Origin of the sequence: Pantoea alhagi, from assembly GCF_002101395.1 — a bacterium.
Lineage (GTDB): Bacteria > Pseudomonadota > Gammaproteobacteria > Enterobacterales > Enterobacteriaceae > Mixta > Mixta alhagi.
The window spans coordinates 3816462-3837179 of sequence record NZ_CP019706.1; the positions used below are offsets into that span (position 1 = coordinate 3816462).

Genomic DNA, 20718 nt, shown 5'->3' on the forward strand with positions numbered 1-20718 from the left:
CAATCGGCAAATTTTAGCGTTTCACATTCAGAAAAACATCCTTTACCCTCGCGCCGTCTGTTCACCTGCTTATAAATGAGAAAGAGATGTCTGCTTCAAAAGGATTTATGCTCTATCTGGCGCTACTCAGCACGCTGGGTTTTCTGGCCACCGATATGTATCTGCCTGCGTTTACTGCCATGCAGGCGAGTTTTCACACTTCCGCTGGCGTGATTAGCGCCAGCCTGACCGTGTTTTTAGGCGGCTTTGCCTGCGCTCAGCTTTTGTGGGGACCGCTTTCCGATCGTTATGGTCGTCGGCCAATATTGCTGTTGGGCCTTGCGCTGTTTGCGCTGGGCTGCGCGGGCATGCTGTGGGCGGATGCCACCTGGCAGATGTTGACCCTGCGCTTTATTCAGGCGGTTGGCGTATGCGCGGCGGCGGTAAGCTGGCAGGCGCTGGTTGTTGATCGCTATCGGGGCGCACAGGCGAATCGGGTTTTTGCCACCATTATGCCACTGGTAGCCCTGTCGCCGGCGCTGGCGCCGCTACTGGGTGCCTGGCTGCTCAGCCATTTTTCATGGCGCGCGATTTTTCTGGCGCTGTTTCTGGTTACGCTACCGCTGCTGTTTGCCACAGCAAACCTGAAAAAAACCACGCCCGCTTCCGATCCATCGCGGCAACGCAGCGGTTTTTTCCGTCTGCTGGCGTCTCGTATCTATAGCGGCAACGTGCTGATTTATGCTGCCTGTTCCGCCAGCTTTTTCGCCTGGCTGACCGGCTCGCCCTTTATTCTGCACGATCTTGGCCTCACGCCTGCCGATATTGGCCTGAGCTATCTTCCACAAACCGTCGCGTTTCTGGTCGGCGGCTTTGGCTGCCGTTCGGCGCTGCAGCGCCGTAGCGGACGTACGCTCTTGCCCTTCCTGCTGATTTTTTATGCGCTAAGCGTTGCTGCGCTGTTTATGGTATCGATTAGCGGTCAGGTTACGCTCTGGGGTTTATTAATTCCTTTTTGCGGCATGGCGTTGGCAAATGGCGCGATTTATCCCATCGTGGTGGCTAACGCCCTGCTGCCTTTCCCGGATGACACAGGTAAAGCCGCAGCGCTGCAGAACTGTTTACAGCTGGGTCTCTGTTTTTTCGCCAGCCTGGCCGTCTCATCCTGGTTGACGCATCCATTATTGACCACCAGCACGGTTATGCTGTCGACCATTCTGCTGGTGGTGGTGGGTTACGCTTTACAGTACGTTGCGCGCCACAGCGCTGCGGGCACAAAAAAGAGCGCCCGCTCTTCTCTTAGCGATTAAACCTCGCGGCTTCAGGCATAGTTAGCAACCTAACTATTAGCCGTTGTATATTGCCTTGCGGGAGCATATACTCCTTGCAAGGCAGTGACTTATAATAATCAGCGTGCTTTTTCCCGGTCATCCTGCGCTTTTCAGGCGACAATGTCGTACCTGGCCGGGCTTTCATTCAGTTTCAATCCTCTGTTTAACGTCGGATATCTGGCACACGGTCTTCCGTGAGATTTCTCACAATCCTGAGAAATTGACTATTCTCTTTCTCAGGTTCGTATCACACAGGTGATGGAGAAGCTATGAGTTCATCGTGCATAGAAGAAGTGAACCTGGAGGAAAACCATTGGTATCGTATCGTCCATGAAATGCTGGAGATGGCTGATATTGAGATCAACGGTAACCGCCCCTGGGATATTCAGGTAAAGAATCCTGACTTTTTTAAACGGGTTTTACAGGAGGGATCCCTTGGCCTGGGCGAAAGTTATATGGACGCCTGGTGGGATTGCGAACGCCTTGATATGTTTTTCCATCGCGTTCTGAAACACAAATTGGATCAACAACTCCCTCATCATTTTAAAGATACCTTGCGGATTGCAGCAGCGCGCCTGACCAATCTGCAGTCAAAAAAACGCGCCTGGATGGTAGGCAAGGAGCACTACGATTTAGGCAACGATCTTTTTTCGCTGATGCTTGATCCCTTCATGCAATACTCTTGCGGCTACTGGAAAACAGCCCAAACGCTGGAAGAGGCGCAGCAGGCGAAGCTAAAAATGATCTGCGAAAAGCTTGCACTGAAACCGGGCATGAAGCTGCTGGATATTGGCTGCGGCTGGGGCGGGCTGGCTGAGTTTGCCGCACGTCATTATGGCGTCACGGTCGATGGCGTCACGATTTCTGCCGAACAGCAGAAAATGGCCCAGCAGCGCTGCGAAGGGCTGGACGTGAATATTTTGCTGCAGGATTATCGCGACTTAGATAACCAGTACGACCGGATCGTTTCGGTAGGCATGTTTGAGCATGTTGGCCCTAAAAACTATGCCACCTATTTCAACGTGGTCGATCGCAATCTCAAACCGGATGGTCTGTTCCTGCTGCATACTATTGGCGCGATTAAAACCAATATGGATGTCGATCCCTGGATTGATAAATATATTTTCCCCAACGGCTGTTTGCCGTCAGTTCGTCATATTGCCGAAGCCAGCGAACCGCATTTTATTATGGAAGACTGGCATAATTTCGGCGCTGATTACGATACCACGTTAATGGCATGGTATGAGCGTTTTCTGGCGGCGTGGCCACAGCTTGCGGAGAAATATGGCGAGCGTTTTAAACGCATGTTCACCTATTATCTCAACGCCTGTGCTGGCGCGTTTCGTGCACGTGATATTCAGTTATGGCAGGTGCTATTTAGTCGCGGCGTCGAAGGCGGATTGCGCGTACCCCATTAACGGTATGTCGGGCAAATAAAAAACAGGCAACCCTGTTGCCTGTTTTTTTATGGTGTGCCAGCTTATTCCGCGTGGTTTTGCAGCGTGGTCGCCAGCGCCGCGTCACGTTGCGCCAGTACGCGTTCCACCGTATCAACAATCGCCTGTGTATGCGGATCAATTTCAATATTGACCCGCTGCCCCAGCCTTTTTGCGCCCAGCGTGGTACGCATCAACGTCTCAGGAATAAGATGGACGCAAAATTTAGTTTTAGTGACATCGCCTACGGTCAGGCTGATGCCATCAATACCGATAAAACCTTTGTGAAGGATATATTTCAGTAGCGTGCTGTCCTGCGGTTTAAACCAGATCTCACGGTTATTTTCAGCATTAATGATTTTGCTGATTTCTGCCGTGGTCATAATATGACCGGACATCAAATGACCGCCAATTTCGTCGCTGAACTTCGCCGCGCGCTCAATATTTACCGTATCGCCCGGCTGTATATCGCCAAGATTAGTAATGCGTAACGTCTCTTTTACCAAATCGAAGCTGACCCGATCGCCATTAATTTCCGTTACGGTCAGACAGCAACCGTTATGCGCTACCGACGCGCCCAGCTCCAGGCCCGGTAATAACGCCTGCGGCATTTTAACAATATGAGTGCGAAAGTTAGTTTTTTCTTCAATGGCAACCACCTCTGCGGTGCCCTGCACAATTCCGGTAAACATAGATCGGCCTCAGTGAGTTTTTGCTGATATTAACATACTCTCCAACGCAGAGCAGGCCGGCAAAAGCGTGAAAAGCGCCACCCGGGTACCATAAAATGCGGTTTCCTTCACCGTCTGATGTGGTTATGATCCTGCACCAGCGTTGTGCATCATTATCTAATCTTAATTATCCTGTTCCTCTGGACACTATCTATTCATTTCTTAAAACATAAAAAGGTGTATACGTGCAGAAGTATCTGACAGAAGCGCGTCAATTACTGGCTCTTGCCATTCCGGTTATTCTGGCGCAGGTTGCGCAAACAGCTATGGGCTTTGTTGATACCATTATGGCGGGATCGGTTAGCGCGACCGATATGGCCGCCGTTGCGGTCGGCACCTCAATCTGGCTGCCCGCTATCCTGTTTGGTCACGGACTTATTTTAGCCTTAACGCCGGTGGTGGCGCAGCTTAACGGCTCCGGACATCGTGAGCGCATCGCCAGTCAGGTGCGTCAGGCTTACTGGCTGGCAGCGATGGTCTCGGTGCTGATTATGTTTGTGTTGTGGAACGCCGGTTATATGATCCATGCAATGCACGATATTGATCCCGCTTTAGCTGATAAGGCGGTGGGTTATCTGCGTGCGCTGCTGTGGGGCGCGCCGGGCTATCTGTTTTTTCAGGTCGCCCGTAACCAGTGCGAAGGATTATCGAAAACCAAACCCGGCATGGTGATGGGCTTTATCGGTTTACTGGTCAATATTCCGGTTAACTACGTGTTTATTTATGGTCATCTGGGCATGCCCGCATTAGGCGGAGTCGGCTGTGGGGTTGCGACGGCATCGGTTTACTGGGTGATGTTTATCATTATGCGGCTGTGGGTGCGTCGGGCGCGCTCTATGCGGGATATTACCCTGCCCGGCTACTTCAGCGCTCCAGACTGGACAGTTCTGTCGCGGCTAACCCGTCTCGGCCTGCCAGTTGCGCTGGCGCTGTTCTTTGAAGTTACCCTGTTTGCCGTGGTCGCCCTACTGGTTTCTCCACTGGGCATCGTTAATGTTGCCGGTCATCAGATTGCGCTTAACTTTAGTTCATTGATGTTCGTCCTTCCGCTTTCGCTGGGGGTAGCAACAACCATTCGCGTCGGCTTCCGCCTTGGGCAGGGTTCGGTCGAGGCGGCAAAAGTCGCGGCCTGGACCGGTCAGGGCGTGGGCATCATGATGGCTGCCGCGACGGCGCTGTTTACGGTTACCTTCCGAGAGCAGATCGCCCTGCTGTATAACGATAATCCGCAGGTCGTTGCGCTGGCCGCGCAGCTCATGATGCTGGCCGCCATCTACCAGTTCTCTGATTCCATTCAGGTGATCGGCAGCGGCATTTTGCGTGGTTATAAGGATACGCGCTCGATCTTCTTTATAACGCTGGTGGCTTACTGGGTGGTTGGCTTACCCAGCGGCTATCTGCTGGCGCTGACCGACTGGATTGTGCCGCCTATGGGGCCGGCAGGCTTCTGGTGCGGTTTTATTCTTGGGTTAACCTCAGCGGCAGTAATGATGCTGTGGCGCATTCGCCGGCTGCAAAAATTACCAGCTGAACTGATCCTGAGCCGTGCTGCGCATTAAGTTAAACGCCCGTCGCGTCTAAAAAAACGGCGGGTCGCACAGTTGATGGGCAGTTGCGCAGAAAATTGCATGTTTCTGCTTGCCAGCGGTGAACAGTGTCGCTAATATTCGTCCCCGCCGTCACCCAAGACGGCAGATGCGTTCTTAGCTCAGTTGGTTAGAGCACCACCTTGACATGGTGGGGGTCGATGGTTCGAGTCCATTAGAACGCACCAAAGTGCGTCCGTAGCTCAGTTGGTTAGAGCACCACCTTGACATGGTGGGGGTCGGTGGTTCGAGTCCACTCGGACGCACCAAAAATTACGCTGCGTTCTTAGCTCAGTTGGTTAGAGCACCACCTTGACATGGTGGGGGTCGATGGTTCGAGTCCATTAGAACGCACCACTCTCTCTGTATTCTCCTTTTTCTCTGTTTCTCTCATCAGCTTTGTTCTGTTTAAGCCGGTTTTTTATCTGTACGGCATACAGCAGGGGCAATTTTATTCATAATTTACCCCGCTAAAAAAAGTTTTTTATCAGCCAATTCTGCCTTAATAAAAATCCGCCATATCAGAACTTTCCTGGTATACAACCGGCATTCCGTCTGGATGCCCGAGACGATCGCCATCGCTAATTCCGCCTCATGCGAAGGTAAAATAACGTTGCAGCAACGTCACTTTCCTTGATCTTGCACCAGCTGCTGCCACCCTTTTTGATTGGTTTTCGTATACTTAGCGTCTATACTATCCTTCGGTGTCTCACTTGAATGGTTTCAGCCAATTGACGTGCCCTTACCTACACTCACAACCAGTTGCGCAACTCGCCCACAGGGGCCACGGAACATCAACGCTCAACTTCCTCTGCACGCTTCATATCTGTCACCTATTCTTAGTTTGTATCGCAGTCCGCTCACTGAGCATGAATATTTCCCCGATGCACCAGGCATCGACCTCAAACCTTAATCATCCATCACAACTTACAGATAACTTGTCATGAAAAAGACCAAGATCGTTTGTACCATCGGCCCGAAAACTGAATCAGAAGAGATGCTAACCAACCTGCTGGAAGCGGGCATGAATGTTATGCGTCTGAATTTCTCTCACGGTGACTATGAAGAGCATGGTCGTCGTATCGCCAATATCCGCGCGGTTATGCAAAAAACTGGTCATCAGGCAGCTATCCTGCTGGATACCAAAGGCCCGGAAATTCGCACTATGAAACTGGAAGGCGGTAATGATGTTTCGCTGAAAGCGGGCCAGACGTTCACCTTCACCACCGATCAGTCCGTGATTGGCAACAGCGAGCGCGTTGCCGTGACTTACGCAGGTTTTGCTGCCGATCTGAAAATCGGTAATACCGTACTGGTCGACGATGGCCTGATCGGTATGGAAGTCACTGAAGTCACTGAAAACAGCGTGGTTTGTACCGTACTGAACAATGGCGATCTGGGTGAAAACAAAGGCGTTAACCTGCCGGGCGTTTCCATTCAGCTGCCTGCGCTGGCTGAGAAAGATAAACGCGATCTGATTTTCGGTTGCGAACAGGGCGTGGATTTCGTTGCGGCCTCCTTTATTCGTAAGCGTTCAGACGTGCTGGAAATCCGTGAGCATCTGAAAAAGCACGGCGGCGAGCATATCCAGATCATCTCTAAAATTGAGAACCAGGAAGGCCTCAATAACTTTGATGAGATCCTGGATGCTTCTGACGGCATCATGGTTGCCCGTGGCGACCTCGGCGTGGAAATCCCGGTTGAAGAAGTGATTTTCGCGCAGAAAATGATGATCAAGAAATGTAATAAAGCACGCAAAGTGGTCATCACCGCCACTCAGATGCTTGATTCCATGATCAAAAACCCACGCCCTACCCGTGCAGAAGCTGGCGACGTGGCGAACGCCATTCTTGACGGCACCGATGCGGTCATGCTCTCTGGCGAAAGCGCTAAAGGTAAATATCCGCTGGAATCGGTACGCATTATGGCGACCATCTGCGAACGTACCGATCGCGTGATGAAATCACGTATTGATTCGCTGAACGACAACCGCAAACTGCGTATCACCGAAGCGGTATGTCGCGGCGCAGTTGAGACCGCTGAGAAGCTGGAAGCCCCGCTGATCGTTGTTGCGACCGAAGGCGGTAAATCAGCGAAGTCGGTGCGTAAGTACTTCCCTGATGCCACCATTCTGGCGTTAACCACCAATGAAATCACTGCACGCCAGCTGCTGCTGAGCAAAGGCATTGAAGCGCGCGTGGTGAATGAGATCGCCTCTACCGATGATTTCTACCGTATTGGTAAAGAAATTGCGCTGGAGAGCGGTTACGGCCAGAAAGGCGATGTGGTGGTAATGGTCTCAGGTGCCCTGGTACCAAGCGGAACAACAAATACCGCTTCTGTACACGTACTGTAAATAATTACAGTCCTGCAGATAAAAGCGCCGAAAGGCGCTTTTTTAATTTTGTCGTAACGGTTATTTCTAAAAATTCCAATTGAAAATAACAATAAAATCTGCCTTTCAGACAAGATAAAATCAATTAAATCTGACTGTTTTAACTTATTTTTTGGCATTATTGGCTTAACAGATGTTTCTTTGAGCGAACGAGCAAAAATAAGCATGTTCTCATCAAAAATTTATTCTCATACCAAAAAACTTTGTGTAATACTTGTAACGCTACATGGAGATTAACTCAATCTAGAGGGTATAAATAATGAATCGTACTAAACTGGTACTGGGCGCGGTAATTCTGGGTTCAACTCTGCTGGCTGGTTGTTCCAGCAATGCTAAAATCGACCAGCTGTCAAGCGACGTTCAGACTCTGAACGCGAAAGTTGACCAGCTGAGCAACGACGTGAACGCAATGCGTTCTGACGTACAGGCTGCTAAAGATGACGCAGCTCGTGCTAACCAGCGTCTGGACAACCAGGCTCATTCTTACCGTAAGTAAGAGTACTGGTGTAATAAAAATGGTGCCCAATGGGCACCATTTTTTTTGTGCTTTCTGAACACCTCGCTGTAAGCGCCTCTCAGCTTTTCCCTATCGTAGCGCTCTCCTGACCCGTCTCATGCTCCTGCGCGCTTTCCAGCGCATTCTGCGGCGCTATCTGGTCATGGTTTACCGCTTCGCCAAGGTTAACCAGTACCGGCATGCCTGAGCGTCGTTTTAACGCCGCCTCGATGATCGCTTTATCGCTTTCGCTACTATTGATAAAACGCTTCAGCGCTTTGCTAAGCGGCAGCGGCATGGTTTGCGGGTCATCCTGCTCATTACGCGATAACGGCTGATGTACTTCGATATAGCGCTTACCGTCGGGCTCAATAGCGTACTTCACCGGTTGGTTGACAACCTGCACTCGCGTATTCTCCGACACGCTGTTAAACAGGGCCTCGATATCATCAGGCCGCAGACGAATACAGCCTGAGCTGACGCGCATGCCGATGCCGAAATCAGCGTTAGTGCCGTGGATCAAATAGTGACCGCTGCCCCAGGCCAGACGCAGCGCAAACAGTCCCATTGGATTATCAGGCCCGGCGGGAAATACGGCTGGCAGTTTCACGCCTTCCTGCGCGTAGCGCTTGCGGATATTGGGGGTTGGCGTCCAGGTTGGGCCAGGGATTTTTTGGCTAATGCGGGTAACCATCGAAGGGGTCATAATCCCCTGCTGGCCGATGCCGATCGGATAGACAATCACCTTGTTTTCCCCTTTCGGATAGTAATAAAGGCGCAGCTCCGCCAGATTGACCACGATGCCCTCGCGTTTGGTATCGGGCAGCAGCATCTGATGAGGGATAGTAAGCTCGCTGCCTGCGGCTGGCAGCCAGGGATCAGTGCCGGGATTCGCTTCCAGCATATTTAACAGACCGACCTGATAGCGTGCGGCAATCGACTCCAGCGGCCGCTTATCGTTCGGCACCTGCGCCGTGGTGTTTTCACCAATCAAGCGGCTGTTTTCGGCAGGCAAGGGATATTCAGTAGCGCTGACCAGGCGCGGTACAATAAGCGCGGCGCATATTAACCAGCCGGCAAAAGGAAGGTGAGCGTTCATGTAAGCTTCTCTCGTGATGAATAACGCACCCCGCTAACCGTAACGGGGTGTGAGAGAAGTGTAGCTTAGCAGAGCGACTGCGCGCGGGCGCGGATAGTGCGGATCATGGCTTCCAGCCCCTGAGAACGGGACGGCGTAAGATGCTGCGTTAATGCCAGTTGTTCAAACCAGGGACGCACATCAAATTCTACAATCTGCTGCGGCGTCATGCCCTGATAAAGGCTAAATACAATCGCAATCAAGCCCTTAACAATGGCCGCATCGCTGTCGCCCAGCAGCCCGACGGTACCGTCGGCGCCCTGCTGCATGACAATCCAGACCTGGCTCTGGCAGCCGGAAACGCTGTATTCCGGCTGGTGGAAGGAATCAGACAATTCTGGCAGCTTCCCTCCCAGTTCAATCACATACAGGTACTTCTCTTCCCAGTTGGCGCAGCGATTAAAATTGCGCACCAGCTTCTCTTTCTCTGGCAGTATCGCCATTCCTTCCTCCCTTGCCCGCCGGATGGCTTAGCCTCCCAGCAAGCGATGAATACGTGTCAGCCCAGCGGCAAGCCGATCGGCCTCTTCTTCGCTATTATACATGGCGAACGATGCGCGACACATAGCAGGAACGCCATAGTGCTTCATCAATGGCATTGCGCAGTGGTGGCCGGTACGAATAGCAATCCCGTACTGATCGAGGAAACTGCCCACATCATAGGCGTGATGGTTGCCAAGATTGAATGCGATCACCCCGGCGCGCGTCTGCGGCCCGTAAATAGTCAGCTCCGGTACCGACGCCAGCTTATCCAGTGCATAACGCATCAGCGCCTGTTCACGGGCCTGAATATTATCCAGCCCCAGTGCTTCCACATAGGCGAGCGCAGCGCCCAGTCCAATAATACCGCCGGTATTAGGCGTGCCCGCCTCGAGGCTCCAGGGCGCTTTGGCGTAGGTTGTCCCTTCCGGTAGCACTACGTGCTCAATCATCGCGCCGCCGCCTTCCCACGGTGGCAGCGCTGACAGCTGCGCATAGCGGCCATACAGAATACCAATGCCGGTCGGCCCGTAGAGTTTATGTCCGGAGAACAGATAGAAGTCGCAGTCAATGTCCTGCACATCTACCCGCTGGTGCATCACGGCCTGCGCGCCATCCACCAGCGTCACCAGACCTGCCGCTTTCGCCTGCGCAACCAGCTCTTTAACCGGGTTAACGGTGCCCAGCACGTTGGAAACGTGCGTAACCGCCAGCAAACGTGTTTTGCTGTCAATCAGCGCTGCGAGCTGCGAGCTATCCAGCTCCCCATCCGCCGTCAGCGGCAATACGCGAAGGGTAGCGCCGGTACGGGCAGCCACCATCTGCCACGGCACGATATTCGCGTGATGCTCCATGGCAGTGATAATAATATTGTCGCCTGGCTGCAGCTGACTGCCGCCCCAGCTGTTGGCAACCAGATTGATGCCTTCTGTGGTGCCTTTAACGAAAACAATCTCTTCCGGCGAGGCAGCATTAAGAAAACGCGCCGCCTGGGCGCGCACGTTTTCCATATCCGTCGTGGCGGCGGCGCTGAGGGTATGGATCCCCCGGTGAACCGCCGCATAGCCGTGCTGGTAGAAATGACTTTCCGCGTTAATCACCGCCAGCGGTTTTTGCGCGCTGGCCGCGCTGTCAAGGTAGGCCAACGGCTGTCCGTTGACCTCGCGTGCCAGAATCGGGAAATCGGCCCTGACGCGTGCGAGATCAAAACTCATTGAATGCCTCCGGGAAAACGTTGCGCGATACGCTGCAGCACAAAAGCTTTCAGCGTTTCATCGTCAATCGCTTCTGTGAGTTCGGCAGCAAAGGCGTAGACGATCATGCGTTGCGCCGCTTCTTCGCTAATGCCGCGCGCGCGCAGGTAGAACATCTGTTCTTCGTCAATGCGTCCCACGGTAGCGCCATGGCTGCATTTAACGTCATCGGCATAGATTTCCAGCTGCGGTTTGGTATCCACTTCCGCCAGACGTCCCAACAGCAGGTTGTTGTTGGTCATCTGACCATCCGTTTTCAGCGCATGCTGTGCCACCTTGATCATGCCGTTAAATACTGCACGGGCGCGATCGCGCACGATGGTTTTATGCAGCTGACGGCTCTGACAGTAGCCTTTGTTGTGCTCAAGGTAAGTGCGGGTATCGCATACCTCTTTGTCCACCGGCAGCACCAGGCTGTTGATAGAAAGGTCGCTATTTTCGCCGTTCAGCTGCGCGCTGGTATTGTGACGACTCAGGCCGGCGCCCAGCAGGAAGCTGTGGCTGCTGACGCGCGCATCGCGTCCGGTCACGATATCATTATGCGCAAAATGGAAGCTGGCGGCATTCTCGAACGAAAGTTTGGTATGCGTCAGCTGTGCATTGTCACCAACCGTCATGGTCAGACGAGCGCCGGTAAAATGCGGCTGCGCATTCAGGCTAACGTAATGTTCAATTACCTGCGCTTCAGCACCCTCATCGATCTGCAGATGATGACGGTAATGCACCGTATTCAGCTGCTGTTCTGCCCGACCGCTGCTGATATGCAGCAAATAGAGCGGACGTTCAGCCGCTTTGCCACGCGGCAGGCGCAGCATGGTCGCCTGCTCGGCCAGGCTTTCGGTCAGGTGCAGAAACACCTCCGGCTGCACGGGAGTGGCAAAATTGCGTCTTTCCGCCGCGCTGGCTACCTGCACCTCAAAATGATCGAACTGAGTATCGCTCAGCGCAGCATTAAAATGCCCGTCAACAAACACCAGGCGCACCGCGTCCAGCGGCAGCGCCAGACGTGTAACATCTTCAGCCGTCAGCGCGGGCGCGTCAGGCAATACAAACTGCTGGCTGAGCAGCTCGTCCAGCGGCGTATATTTCCAGTTTTCATGCTTGCGGGTCGGCAATCCCAGCCGCATCAGCTGCTGCCAGTGCTGCTGTGCCTGTAGCGAGCGCACGTCGCCGCGCGACTCAAACAGATGGTGCCACTGCTGCAGCGCGTTTTCACTCCTGGTCGGTAAGCCAGCCATAGCCTTGCTCCTCCAGCTGTTTCACCAGCGTAAAGTCGCCAGATTTCACAATTTTGCCCTGATAAAGCACATGAACATAGTCTGGCTTGATATAGTCCAGAATACGCTGATAGTGCGTAACAATAATAAAGGCGCGTTTGCCATCCCGCAGCGAGTTCACACCGTTAGAGACAATTTTCAACGCATCGATATCCAGACCGGAGTCGGTTTCATCCAGAATGCACAGATCCGGCTCCAGCGCCGCCATCTGCAGAATATCGTTACGTTTCTTTTCGCCGCCGGAAAAGCCGACGTTAACCGAGCGGGTCAACAAATCTTCCGGCATTTTCAGCAGTTCGATTTTTTCTTCGATAAAGTCCTGAAAATCGAAACGGTCCAGCTCTTCCTGCTGACGATATTTACGTACCGCATTAACAGCGGTTTGCAGGAAAAACTGATTGCTGACGCCGGGGATTTCCACCGGATACTGGAAAGCCATAAAGATGCCTTCGCCCGCGCGATCTTCTGGCGACAGCTCCAGCAGATCTTTACCTTTGAAATCCACCGAGCCGCCAACCACTTCATACTCTTCGCGACCTGCCAGAGTAGCGGAAAGCGTGCTCTTACCGGAGCCGTTAGGTCCCATGATCGCATGAACTTCGCCCGGCTTTATTTCAAGATCGAGTCCGCGCAGAATGGCCTTATCTTCAATGTTTACCTGTAAATCTTTAATGCTTAACATGTTTTATCCTTCGCTTGCCCACAGGCAACGATGCATCGCGCTGGCATTAGCCAACGCTGTGTTCCAGACTAATGGCCAACAGCTTTTGCGCCTCAACGGCAAATTCCAGCGGCAGTTCAGAGAAGACATCTTTACAGAAACCGTTAACAATCATGGAGATCGCATCTTCTTCGCTGATCCCACGCTGCAGGCAGTAGAAAAGCTGATCTTCACCGATACGTGAGGTGGTCGCTTCATGCTCCAGCTGCGCGGTGTTGTTACGCGTCTCAACATAGGGGAAGGTATGCGCCCCGCAGTCCGGGCCTATCAGCATGGAATCACACTGGGTAAAGTTACGCGCGTTGGTGGCGGTTGGCATAATTTTTACCAGTCCACGATAGGTGTTCTGGCTCTTACCGGCGGAGATCCCTTTGGAGATGATGGTCGATTTGGTGTTTTTACCAATGTGAATCATCTTGGTGCCGGTGTCCGCCTGCTGGCGACCGCTGGTCAGCGCGACAGAATAGAACTCACCGATAGAGTTATCGCCGCGCAGGATCACGCTTGGATATTTCCAGGTAATTGCAGAGCCGGTTTCCGATTGCGTCCAGGACATTTTGCTGCCCTCGCCTTCGCACAGCGCGCGCTTGGTCACGAAGTTCAGAATACCGCCTTCCCCTTCGCCGCCCGGGAACCAGTTCTGCACCGTAGAGTATTTCACTTCGGCGTTTTTATGAATGATCACTTCCACCACCGCCGCATGCAGCTGATAGCTGTCACGTACCGGTGCGGAACAGCCTTCGATATAGCTGACGTAGCTCTCTTCATCGGCGATCAGAATTGTGCGCTCGAACTGTCCGGTTTTCGCCGCGTTGATGCGGAAATAGGTGGAAAGCTCCATCGGGCAGCGCACCCCTTTCGGGATATAAACAAAGGTGCCGTCTGAGGCGACAGCCGAGTTCAGTGCGGCAAAGAAGTTATCGTTATGCGGCACCACAGTACCAAGATATTTCTTAACCAGTTCCGGATGTTCCTGAATAGCTTCGCCAAATGAGCAGAAAATAATGCCCTGCTCAGCCAGTTTATGGCGATAGGTGGTGGCTACCGATACCGAGTCAAAAATGGCGTCGACCGCCACCTCTTTTCCTTCACGCACCGGTACGCCGAGCTGTTCGAACGCTTTTTCTACTTCCTGCGTCAGGTAGCTGCTGCTCGCCTGACCGCCGGAGGTTTGCTGCGCACCCGGCTCTGACGCACAGCTGTCATCGCAGTTGCCGCAGGAAGGCGCCGAGTAATAGCTGTAATCCTGGTAATCCAGCTTGTCGTAATGGGCTTTCAGCCAGTGCGGCTCTTCCATCTGCAGCCAGGCTTCATAGGCTTTCAGGCGGAACTCCAGCATCCACTCCGGCTCGTTGCGCTTCGCGGAAATGGCACGCACCACCTCTTCGCTGATACCGTGCGCCAGCTCATCGGTTTGCAGTTGGGTAAAGAAGCCTTCTTTATAATTTTTGCGGCCGCCTTCCCAGATTTGTACGTCGTCTGATGCTTCACTGTTTCGGGACATAGCACTGTTACTCAACGCCAAAGCTCTCACCACAACCGCAGGCGTGTTGAGCTTTAGGATTATTAAATTTAAATACCTGATTCAGACCTTCGCGAACGAAATCTACCTGCGTACCGTCAATAAAGGGCATCGCCTGAAGCGGCACGTACAGCGTTGCGCCCTGATGAGTAAACAGCAGATCGTCTGCTACAGGCTCTTTCACCAGGTCCATGGTATAGCCGAACCCCGCACAGCCGGACTGTTTTACGCCCAGCCGGAGTCCTAACACTTGCGGATCGTTAGCGGTAAGCGCCTTGATTTGCTGCGCTGCGCTGTCAGTAAGGGTCAAACCCTTCCAGATAAAATCATCTGGAGAGAAAGAGGCCGGATTTGCAGATTGCATTGTTTATTACCTCGCGATGCGATGCCTTACAGGCTTATCCCACTATGTTAGTGATAATGATAATTGCTTCAACCTCTTGTTTTGCAGGGATAAGCGCAAAATTGACGTTTTAAGGCCCGTTAACTAAGGATAGTCCCTGCCAGACCAGATTGCGCAGACCATCATAACGCGCCTGTTGGCCGGGAATAATATTTTAAAATCATTCATTTAAAAAGTGCTACCTGAGTTAACCTGCTTTATCAGCTATTTTACGCTTATATTAAAAGGTTGGGATTGCTATTGCCGATTTTATCAACAGGAAGCATTAATCGATAAATTCTTCCGCCGCGCCATTGCAACCTGCAGCAATTTTATTATGATAATGATTATCATTAGCACATCTCAGGTAAAGCATGAACCTCTCCGTTAATGCCTGGCTACAGCATAAAATCGATGAGTATAAATTTGCCGTGCGCGATATGACGGTGGATTTTTATCTGGCGCAGGCCAAACTGAACCGTCCCGATTGTTCCCTCAATCAGCTTCGTAATTTCAATGATACCTGTTTAGATATGGCCGAACTCTGCCAGCTCAATGGCGATGAGCAAAGTTATCTTCATGCGCTGGGAAAACTTCATCATCGGCTGCTGCAGGAGGTGAACAATACCCAACGGGAACGGCTGTTCCGTATGCAGGCGTGCCAGCTGGCACGCCATACGCTGACTAAACTGTGCCAGCAGCTGACAATGAGCGGCGACTGGGAAAAGGCCACCGTTCTGCAAAGCAGATTTTGTCAGGCATGCTGGCTGGATCTGGTAAATTTCAGTCTCTGGCTGCGGCAGGCCTTACTGACGTGGTGAGCCGGGAACTGCAACAAAGACGGTTTTCATCATCATAAATATCTATCTGCCAGACCTGATGCATGCGACCAAGATGCAGTGGCCGACAGCGCCCCCGCACCTTGCCCTCACGTACCGCACGCAGATGGTTGGCATTGATTTCCAGGCCCACCAGCATGTCATCCTCCTGTGTGCAGAGATAACCCGCCATTGAGCCTAACGTTTCCGCCAGCACGGCGGAAGCACCGCCGTGCAGCAGCCCAAACGGCTGACGCGTACGCGCATCCACCGGCATCACGGCTTCCAGGCCGTCATCATACAACGCCGTAAAGCGGATGCCTAAATGCCCCACCATACAGCCTTCACCCTGTGCGTTGATCTGCTCCAGGGTTGCCTGTCGTTGCCAAATCGCCATTATACTAACTCCAACAGCGCCTGCAGCGGGTGGCGCATCCCATTGCCTTCGATACGTTTAACCTGGCTACGACAGGAATAGCCGGTGGCCAGGCAGCGTTGACGCGGCAATTTTTGCAACTGTGGATGCCAGGAAAGCTCATAAATGCCCAGCGAGTTATCCAGGTTTTTTGCCTCATGCCCGTAGGTACCCGCCATGCCGCAGCAGCCCACATTGATATTTTCCAGACGCGCACCAAAGCGTGCAAATATAGCGGCCCACTGATTCGGCGTTGCGGGCAGCGTAGTGACCTCGGTACAGTGGGCAAACAGATACCAGGCTTCGCCACCAGGTGGCTGTATGGCGCGCGACGACAGCGCCTGGTGCAGCCACTCATGCACCAGCTGAACGTGGAAATCGCCGCGTTTATCGCCCAGCGTCTGCTGATACTCATCGCGGTAACACAGCACCAGCGCAGGATCGACGCCGACCATCGGCATCCCCAAACGCGCCAGCCGGTTAAGGAAATCTGCCGTTTTCTGTGCGGTGCGGGCGAAGCGTTTCAGGAAACCTTTTATATGCTGCGCTTTGCCGTTAGGCGAAAACGGCAGCAGTACCGGCTGATAACCCAGTTTTTCAATCAGGCGCACAAAGTCCGCCACTACCTGCGCTTCGTAATAGCTGGTAAAGGGGTCCTGGACCACCAGCACCGTTTTTTCCCGCTGTGCAGCGTCGAGCCTCTCCAGCTGTTCCAGCGTGGTGGTCGCTGCCGTATGGCCCGCCAGCTGTTGTTTTAGCGTAGGTGAAGAAAGCAGCGGCAAATCAACCATACCGATATGACGCTGGCTCAGGGTCCGCAGCCAGGGCTGGCGCAGGAAGAAATTAAAGGTGCGCGGCGCGCGCGCCATCACCGGCGCATAGCTTTCTACCGCCGCCACCAGATGATCGCTGAGCGGGCGCAGGTAACGCGTGTGATAGAGCTGCAAAAAGCGCGAGCGGAAGGCCGGCACATCGATTTTGATCGGGCACTGCGTCGAGCAGGCTTTACAGGCGAGACAGCCTGACATCGCCTCTTTCACCTCATGCGAAAAGTCATATTCGCCTTTACGCGCATACCAGCTGTTGCGGGTGCGGGCGATTAAACCCCGCAGGCTAATAGCCGATTCCGGGATCTGCTGCTCCAGCGTCAGCGGATCGACTCCCTTCTCCGCCAGCAGACGCAGCCATTCACGCGTCAACGTAGCGCGCCCTTTCGGCGAATGGATGCGGTCGCGGGTAATTTTCATCGAGGGACACATCGGGCTGCGCACATCAAAATTAAAGCACAGGCCGTTGCCGTTGCACTCCATCGCGCCACGCCACTCGTTACGCACCGCCAGCGGGATCTGACGGTCATAATAGCCGCGTTTCACGCCATCGACCTGCATCATCGGCTCATCGACGCCAGTCGGCGTACAGATCTTGCCCGGGTTAAGGCGGTTGGCGGGATCGAAGGCCGCTTTGATCCGGCGCAGCTCTTCATACAGCGTTTCGCCAAAAAAGGCAGGACTATATTGCGCACGGAACCCTTTCCCATGTTCTCCCCACAGCAGGCCGCCATAGCGCGCCGTCAGCGCTACCACCTCATCAGAGATCTGCTTCATCAGCATTTCCTGCTGCGGATCGCACATATCCAGCGCAGGCCGCACATGCAGCACGCCCGCATCCACATGACCAAACATGCCGTAATTCAGGCCGTGGTTATCCAGCAAGGCGCGAAATTCGGTAATATAGTCCGCCAGATGCTCTGGCGGCACGGCGGTATCTTCCACAAAAGGAATGGGCTTGGCGCGTCCTTTGGCATTGCCCAACAGGCCTACCGCTTTTTTACGCATATTGTAGATGCGCTCTATGGCATCAATATCGTTACAAAGCTGATAGCCGATCACGCCGCCCTGCTGCTGCGCCATCAGCGCATCGAGACGCTGGCACAGCGCCGTTATCTGAGTATCGATCAGCTGAGGATCGTCTCCGGCGAATTCCACAATATTAATGCCGAGCATCTCTTTGCCCGGCACATCGGTAATTAATTCGCGTACCGAATGCCAGACAATATCCTCACGCGCCAGATTCAGCACTTTTGAATCAACGGTCTCTACCGACAGCGCTTTGGCTTCTACCATTAAAGGCGCATTACGCAACGCCGAATCAAACGAGTCATACTTGATATTCACTAAACGCCGCACCGCAGGCAGCGGCGTAATATTCAGACGGGCTTCACTGATAAAGGCCAGCGTGCCTTCAGCCCCGCACAGAATGCGGGTCAAATCGAACGTCTGCAGATCGTCGCTTAATACATGACGTAAATCGTAGCCGGTGAGAAAACGGTTCAGCGGCGGGAATTTTTCCGTAATCAGATCGCGCTGCTGGCGGCAGCGTGACAGCACAGTGTGATAGATACGCCCTTCCGGTGTCTGCTCGGCGGCCAGCTGTTCTGCCAGCGCAACCGGCATGGCGCGCGTATCAATAATATCACCGCCCAGCACCACCGCCCGCAGCCCCAGCACATGATCGGAGGTTTTGCCGTATACCAGCGAGCCCTGACCCGAAGCATCCGTATTAATCATGCCGCCCAACGTGGCGCGGTTGCTGGTTGACAGTTCCGGCGAGAAAAAGTAGCCGTAAGGCTTAAGAAAGGCATTGAGCTGATCTTTTATCACGCCCGCCTCAACCCGTACCCAGCCCTGCTCCGGATTGATCTCCAGGATACGGTTCATATAGCGCGACATATCAACCACGATGCCCTGATTAAGCGACTGTCCGTTCGTGCCGGTGCCGCCGCCACGCGGGGTAAAAATCAGGCGGGAAAACTGCGGCATCGCCGCTACTCTGGCTAACAGAGCAACATCAGCGGTAGAGCGAGGAAAAAGCACGGCATCCGGCAACAGCTGATAAATACTGTTATCGGTCGACATGGTTAAACGATCGGCATAGCTGGTGGCCGTATCGCCGGTAAAGCCTTGTTGCTTAAGCGTGTCCAAAAATGAAAGCACCAGTTGCACAAGGCCTGGCGCCTGAGAAATCTGTGGGATCATTATCGGGTGACCAAATGTTGTGTATCGTTTGCGCTTACTGTTTTATCTGCGAAATCTCGTTGTATCACATTTTTTTATGCCCCGCTGTTTTTTCAGGAAACGTAAAAACTTCCGGCGCTTAACTCTGTCGCAGCGTAAAGAAATCACGCATTATTATGGGATGAGCGGCAATGGGCTGTTCATAATCGCAAGGCGTAAATTAAGGATCCTTTTTTCGTATGAGAAAACTGCAACAGGATATGGATTTAACCCAGATTCTATTCTCTTTGATGTTCATCCTGCTGATGATCGTTGCCTGCTTCTGGGTAGTGCAGCCATTTATTTTGGGATTTGCCTGGGCTGCGATGGTGGTTATTGCCACCTGGCCGTTAATGATCAAGCTACAGGCTCTGCTTTGGGGACGACGTACGCTGGCGATTATCGCTATGACGCTTATCCTGCTGCTGCTGTTCATTATTCCCGTCGCGCTGCTGGTAAATAGCCTGATCGATAATACCGGACCGGTGGTCGCCTGGGCGACCTCAGGAAACCTTCATCCCCCTCAGCTGACCTGGCTGAATGAGGTGCCGCTGGTTGGCGGAAAACTCTACCACAGCTATCACCTGCTGCTGGACGGCGGCGGCGGCGCAGTGATGACAAAAGTACAGCCTTATATTGGGCGTACCACCGGCTTTTTTGTCTCCCAGGCGGGCCATTTTGGCCGATTTTTGCTGCATCTCGGCCTGATGCTGCTGTTCAGCGTGCTGCTCTACTGGCGCGGAGAGCAGGTGGGTGACGGCATTCGCCACTTCGCTTTCCGTCTGGCCGGCCGCCGGGGCGATGCCTCGGTACTGCTTGCCGGACAGGCGATTCGTGCGGTCGCGCTGGGCGTCGTGGTTACGGCACTGGTGCAGGGCGTGCTGGGTGGCATCGGCCTGGCCGTAGCCGGGATACCTTATGCCACGCTGCTGACGGTGCTGATGATTCTGTTTTGTCTGGTGCAGGCGGGACCACTACCGGTGCTTATCCCGGCGATTATCTGGCTTTACTGGAGCGGCGATACCACATGGGGCACGGTGCTGCTGGTCTGGAGCTGCGTGGTCGGTACGCTGGATAATGTGCTGCGTCCGGTGCTGATCCGTATGGGCGCAGATTTACCGATGATTTTGATCCTCTCCGGCGTTATCGGCGGCCTGGTAGCTTTTGGCATGATTGGTCTGTTTATTGGGCCGGTGGTACTGGCAGTCTCCTATCGTCTGGTCTCTGTTTGGGTTCATGAAGCGCCGATGCCGCAAGAAGATCCTGAAGATGTGGTTGAGGAACTGGCTGAACATGAAGAAGAAGTGAAGAACACCACAACCACAAATTAACCCTCCTGTCGGGCAGTTAGCGCTGTCCGGCTTTTTCCCCTGTGTAAATACTGCAGAATAATATTAAATCTTCTTAATATTTACCCTGCTTTATATCTCATGAGGTAGTGCCTGCGTGAAACTGATTACCGCTGGCACTGTTTTCGGGCCTTAAAAGAGTAAAGTGGCGCATTAAATATAACGCATGATTAACTAATAAGAGGATTCTTAAAGACTGGCAAGCCGTAGCTGAATACTATGAGTGCCATGTTTAGGATCAAACCTATGATTTTTAAACAACCTTTTTCCCCTGAGTAAAGTGAAGAATTGCTGTGTGTAGTCTTTGCCCATCCCATGTGATGGGCTTTTTTTTATGCTTTTTTCCAGTAAAAAGG

Annotated in this window: 16 protein-coding genes, 3 tRNA genes, 1 other RNA gene and 1 pseudogene; 11 read left to right on the forward strand and 10 right to left on the reverse strand. The window is 53.1% G+C overall.

What is annotated here, in order from left to right; translation table 11 throughout:
• The first annotated feature begins 86 nt into the window (after window positions 1-86).
• Together punC and cfa are read left to right on the forward strand one after the other, a co-directional pair.
• The gene (gene punC / locus B1H58_RS18010) at window positions 87-1289 is read left to right on the forward strand and encodes a purine nucleoside transporter PunC (RefSeq protein WP_085071822.1); all 1203 of its coding nucleotides are present in this window, start codon (window positions 87-89) and stop codon (window positions 1287-1289) included.
• A gap of 290 nt (window positions 1290-1579) precedes the next feature.
• Window positions 1580-2728 (forward strand): cyclopropane fatty acyl phospholipid synthase, encoded by a 1149-nt coding sequence (gene cfa, locus B1H58_RS18015; RefSeq protein ID WP_085071823.1) that lies wholly within the window; start codon window positions 1580-1582, stop codon window positions 2726-2728.
• A gap of 62 nt (window positions 2729-2790) precedes the next feature.
• On the opposite strand, the gene B1H58_RS18020 is transcribed toward cfa, so the two are convergent.
• On the reverse strand, window positions 2791-3438 hold the full coding sequence (locus B1H58_RS18020; RefSeq protein ID WP_085071824.1) for a riboflavin synthase subunit alpha: 648 nt from the start codon (window positions 3436-3438) through the stop codon (window positions 2791-2793).
• Between the two features lie 224 nt (window positions 3439-3662).
• Here B1H58_RS18020 and B1H58_RS18025 point away from each other — a divergent pair, with 224 nt between their 5' ends.
• From B1H58_RS18025 to B1H58_RS18050, 6 genes are all read left to right on the forward strand, one after another.
• Entirely contained in the window at window positions 3663-5036 is a 1374-nt protein-coding gene (locus tag B1H58_RS18025) for an MATE family efflux transporter (protein ID WP_085071825.1), read from the forward strand.
• 138 nt (window positions 5037-5174) lie between these two features.
• Window positions 5175-5251 (forward strand) — tRNA-Val (locus B1H58_RS18030).
• A gap of 4 nt (window positions 5252-5255) precedes the next feature.
• A tRNA-Val gene (locus tag B1H58_RS18035) sits at window positions 5256-5332 on the forward strand.
• Between the two features lie 11 nt (window positions 5333-5343).
• Window positions 5344-5420, forward strand: a tRNA-Val gene (locus B1H58_RS18040).
• Window positions 5421-6006: 586 nt separating this feature from the next.
• Window positions 6007-7419, forward strand: coding sequence for a pyruvate kinase PykF (gene pykF, locus B1H58_RS18045; RefSeq protein WP_085071826.1), 1413 nt, complete (start codon window positions 6007-6009; stop codon window positions 7417-7419).
• A gap of 298 nt (window positions 7420-7717) precedes the next feature.
• Entirely contained in the window at window positions 7718-7954 is a 237-nt protein-coding gene (locus B1H58_RS18050; RefSeq protein WP_002908860.1) for a major outer membrane lipoprotein, read from the forward strand.
• A 79-nt stretch (window positions 7955-8033) separates the two neighbouring features.
• Here B1H58_RS18050 and B1H58_RS18055 read toward each other — a convergent pair whose 3' ends face one another.
• From B1H58_RS18055 to sufA, 7 genes are all read right to left on the reverse strand, one after another.
• Window positions 8034-9053, reverse strand: coding sequence for a L,D-transpeptidase family protein (locus B1H58_RS18055; RefSeq protein ID WP_085071827.1), 1020 nt, complete (start codon window positions 9051-9053; stop codon window positions 8034-8036).
• 65 nt (window positions 9054-9118) lie between these two features.
• Window positions 9119-9535, reverse strand: a complete 417-nt coding sequence (sufE, locus tag B1H58_RS18060; protein WP_085071828.1) for a cysteine desulfuration protein SufE — start codon at window positions 9533-9535, stop codon at window positions 9119-9121.
• 27 nt (window positions 9536-9562) lie between these two features.
• Window positions 9563-10786, reverse strand: coding sequence for a cysteine desulfurase SufS (gene sufS / locus B1H58_RS18065; protein WP_085071829.1), 1224 nt, complete (start codon window positions 10784-10786; stop codon window positions 9563-9565).
• Window positions 10783-12063: a Fe-S cluster assembly protein SufD gene (sufD, locus tag B1H58_RS18070; protein ID WP_085071830.1), complete on the reverse strand. Its 1281-nt coding sequence runs from the start codon at window positions 12061-12063 to the stop codon at window positions 10783-10785. The genes sufS and sufD overlap by 4 nt, the downstream gene beginning before the upstream one ends.
• The gene (sufC, locus tag B1H58_RS18075) at window positions 12038-12784 is read right to left on the reverse strand and encodes a Fe-S cluster assembly ATPase SufC (protein ID WP_085071831.1); all 747 of its coding nucleotides are present in this window, start codon (window positions 12782-12784) and stop codon (window positions 12038-12040) included. Before sufC ends, sufD begins: the two co-directional genes overlap by 26 nt.
• 46 nt (window positions 12785-12830) lie before the next feature.
• Window positions 12831-14327: a Fe-S cluster assembly protein SufB gene (gene sufB, locus B1H58_RS18080; RefSeq protein WP_085071832.1), complete on the reverse strand. Its 1497-nt coding sequence runs from the start codon at window positions 14325-14327 to the stop codon at window positions 12831-12833.
• 7 nt (window positions 14328-14334) lie between these two features.
• The gene (gene sufA / locus B1H58_RS18085; RefSeq protein WP_085071833.1) at window positions 14335-14709 is read right to left on the reverse strand and encodes a Fe-S cluster assembly scaffold SufA; all 375 of its coding nucleotides are present in this window, start codon (window positions 14707-14709) and stop codon (window positions 14335-14337) included.
• A 392-nt stretch (window positions 14710-15101) separates the two neighbouring features.
• On the opposite strand from sufA, the pseudogene B1H58_RS18090 reads away from it, so the two are divergent.
• Window positions 15102-15507 (forward strand): annotated as a pseudogene (locus B1H58_RS18090) (hypothetical protein).
• A 3-nt stretch (window positions 15508-15510) separates the two neighbouring features.
• On the opposite strand, the gene B1H58_RS18095 reads toward B1H58_RS18090, so the two are convergent.
• Together B1H58_RS18095 and ydiJ are read right to left on the reverse strand one after the other, a co-directional pair.
• The gene (locus B1H58_RS18095; RefSeq protein ID WP_085071834.1) at window positions 15511-15942 is read right to left on the reverse strand and encodes a hotdog fold thioesterase; all 432 of its coding nucleotides are present in this window, start codon (window positions 15940-15942) and stop codon (window positions 15511-15513) included.
• The gene (gene ydiJ / locus B1H58_RS18100; protein WP_085071835.1) at window positions 15942-18995 is read right to left on the reverse strand and encodes a D-2-hydroxyglutarate dehydrogenase YdiJ; all 3054 of its coding nucleotides are present in this window, start codon (window positions 18993-18995) and stop codon (window positions 15942-15944) included. The genes B1H58_RS18095 and ydiJ overlap by 1 nt, the downstream gene beginning before the upstream one ends.
• Window positions 18996-19213: 218 nt before the next feature.
• Here ydiJ and ydiK point away from each other — a divergent pair, with 218 nt between their 5' ends.
• Window positions 19214-20344, forward strand: a complete 1131-nt coding sequence (gene ydiK, locus B1H58_RS18105; RefSeq protein WP_085071836.1) for an AI-2E family transporter YdiK — start codon at window positions 19214-19216, stop codon at window positions 20342-20344.
• Window positions 20345-20588: 244 nt separating this feature from the next.
• Window positions 20589-20698, forward strand: an RNA gene (gene rprA, locus B1H58_RS18110) — antisense sRNA RprA.
• Window positions 20699-20718: the final 20 nt, after the last annotated feature.

What these genes read in the sequence shown, in the direction of transcription:
- punC (WP_085071822.1), top strand. Translation starts at nt 87, where the DNA reads ATGTCTGCTTCAAAAGGATTTATGCTCTATCTGGCGCTACTCAGCACG.
- cfa (WP_085071823.1), top strand. Translation starts at nt 1,580, where the DNA reads ATGAGTTCATCGTGCATAGAAGAAGTGAACCTGGAGGAAAACCATTGG.
- B1H58_RS18020 (WP_085071824.1), bottom strand. Translation starts at nt 3,438, where the DNA reads ATGTTTACCGGAATTGTGCAGGGCACCGCAGAGGTGGTTGCCATTGAA.
- pykF (WP_085071826.1), top strand. Translation starts at nt 6,007, where the DNA reads ATGAAAAAGACCAAGATCGTTTGTACCATCGGCCCGAAAACTGAATCA.
- B1H58_RS18050 (WP_002908860.1), top strand. Translation starts at nt 7,718, where the DNA reads ATGAATCGTACTAAACTGGTACTGGGCGCGGTAATTCTGGGTTCAACT.
- B1H58_RS18055 (WP_085071827.1), bottom strand. Translation starts at nt 9,053, where the DNA reads ATGAACGCTCACCTTCCTTTTGCCGGCTGGTTAATATGCGCCGCGCTT.
- sufE (WP_085071828.1), bottom strand. Translation starts at nt 9,535, where the DNA reads ATGGCGATACTGCCAGAGAAAGAGAAGCTGGTGCGCAATTTTAATCGC.
- sufS (WP_085071829.1), bottom strand. Translation starts at nt 10,786, where the DNA reads ATGAGTTTTGATCTCGCACGCGTCAGGGCCGATTTCCCGATTCTGGCA.
- sufD (WP_085071830.1), bottom strand. Translation starts at nt 12,063, where the DNA reads ATGGCTGGCTTACCGACCAGGAGTGAAAACGCGCTGCAGCAGTGGCAC.
- sufC (WP_085071831.1), bottom strand. Translation starts at nt 12,784, where the DNA reads ATGTTAAGCATTAAAGATTTACAGGTAAACATTGAAGATAAGGCCATT.
- sufB (WP_085071832.1), bottom strand. Translation starts at nt 14,327, where the DNA reads ATGTCCCGAAACAGTGAAGCATCAGACGACGTACAAATCTGGGAAGGC.
- sufA (WP_085071833.1), bottom strand. Translation starts at nt 14,709, where the DNA reads ATGCAATCTGCAAATCCGGCCTCTTTCTCTCCAGATGATTTTATCTGG.
- B1H58_RS18095 (WP_085071834.1), bottom strand. Translation starts at nt 15,942, where the DNA reads ATGGCGATTTGGCAACGACAGGCAACCCTGGAGCAGATCAACGCACAG.
- ydiJ (WP_085071835.1), bottom strand. Translation starts at nt 18,995, where the DNA reads ATGATCCCACAGATTTCTCAGGCGCCAGGCCTTGTGCAACTGGTGCTT.
- ydiK (WP_085071836.1), top strand. Translation starts at nt 19,214, where the DNA reads ATGAGAAAACTGCAACAGGATATGGATTTAACCCAGATTCTATTCTCT.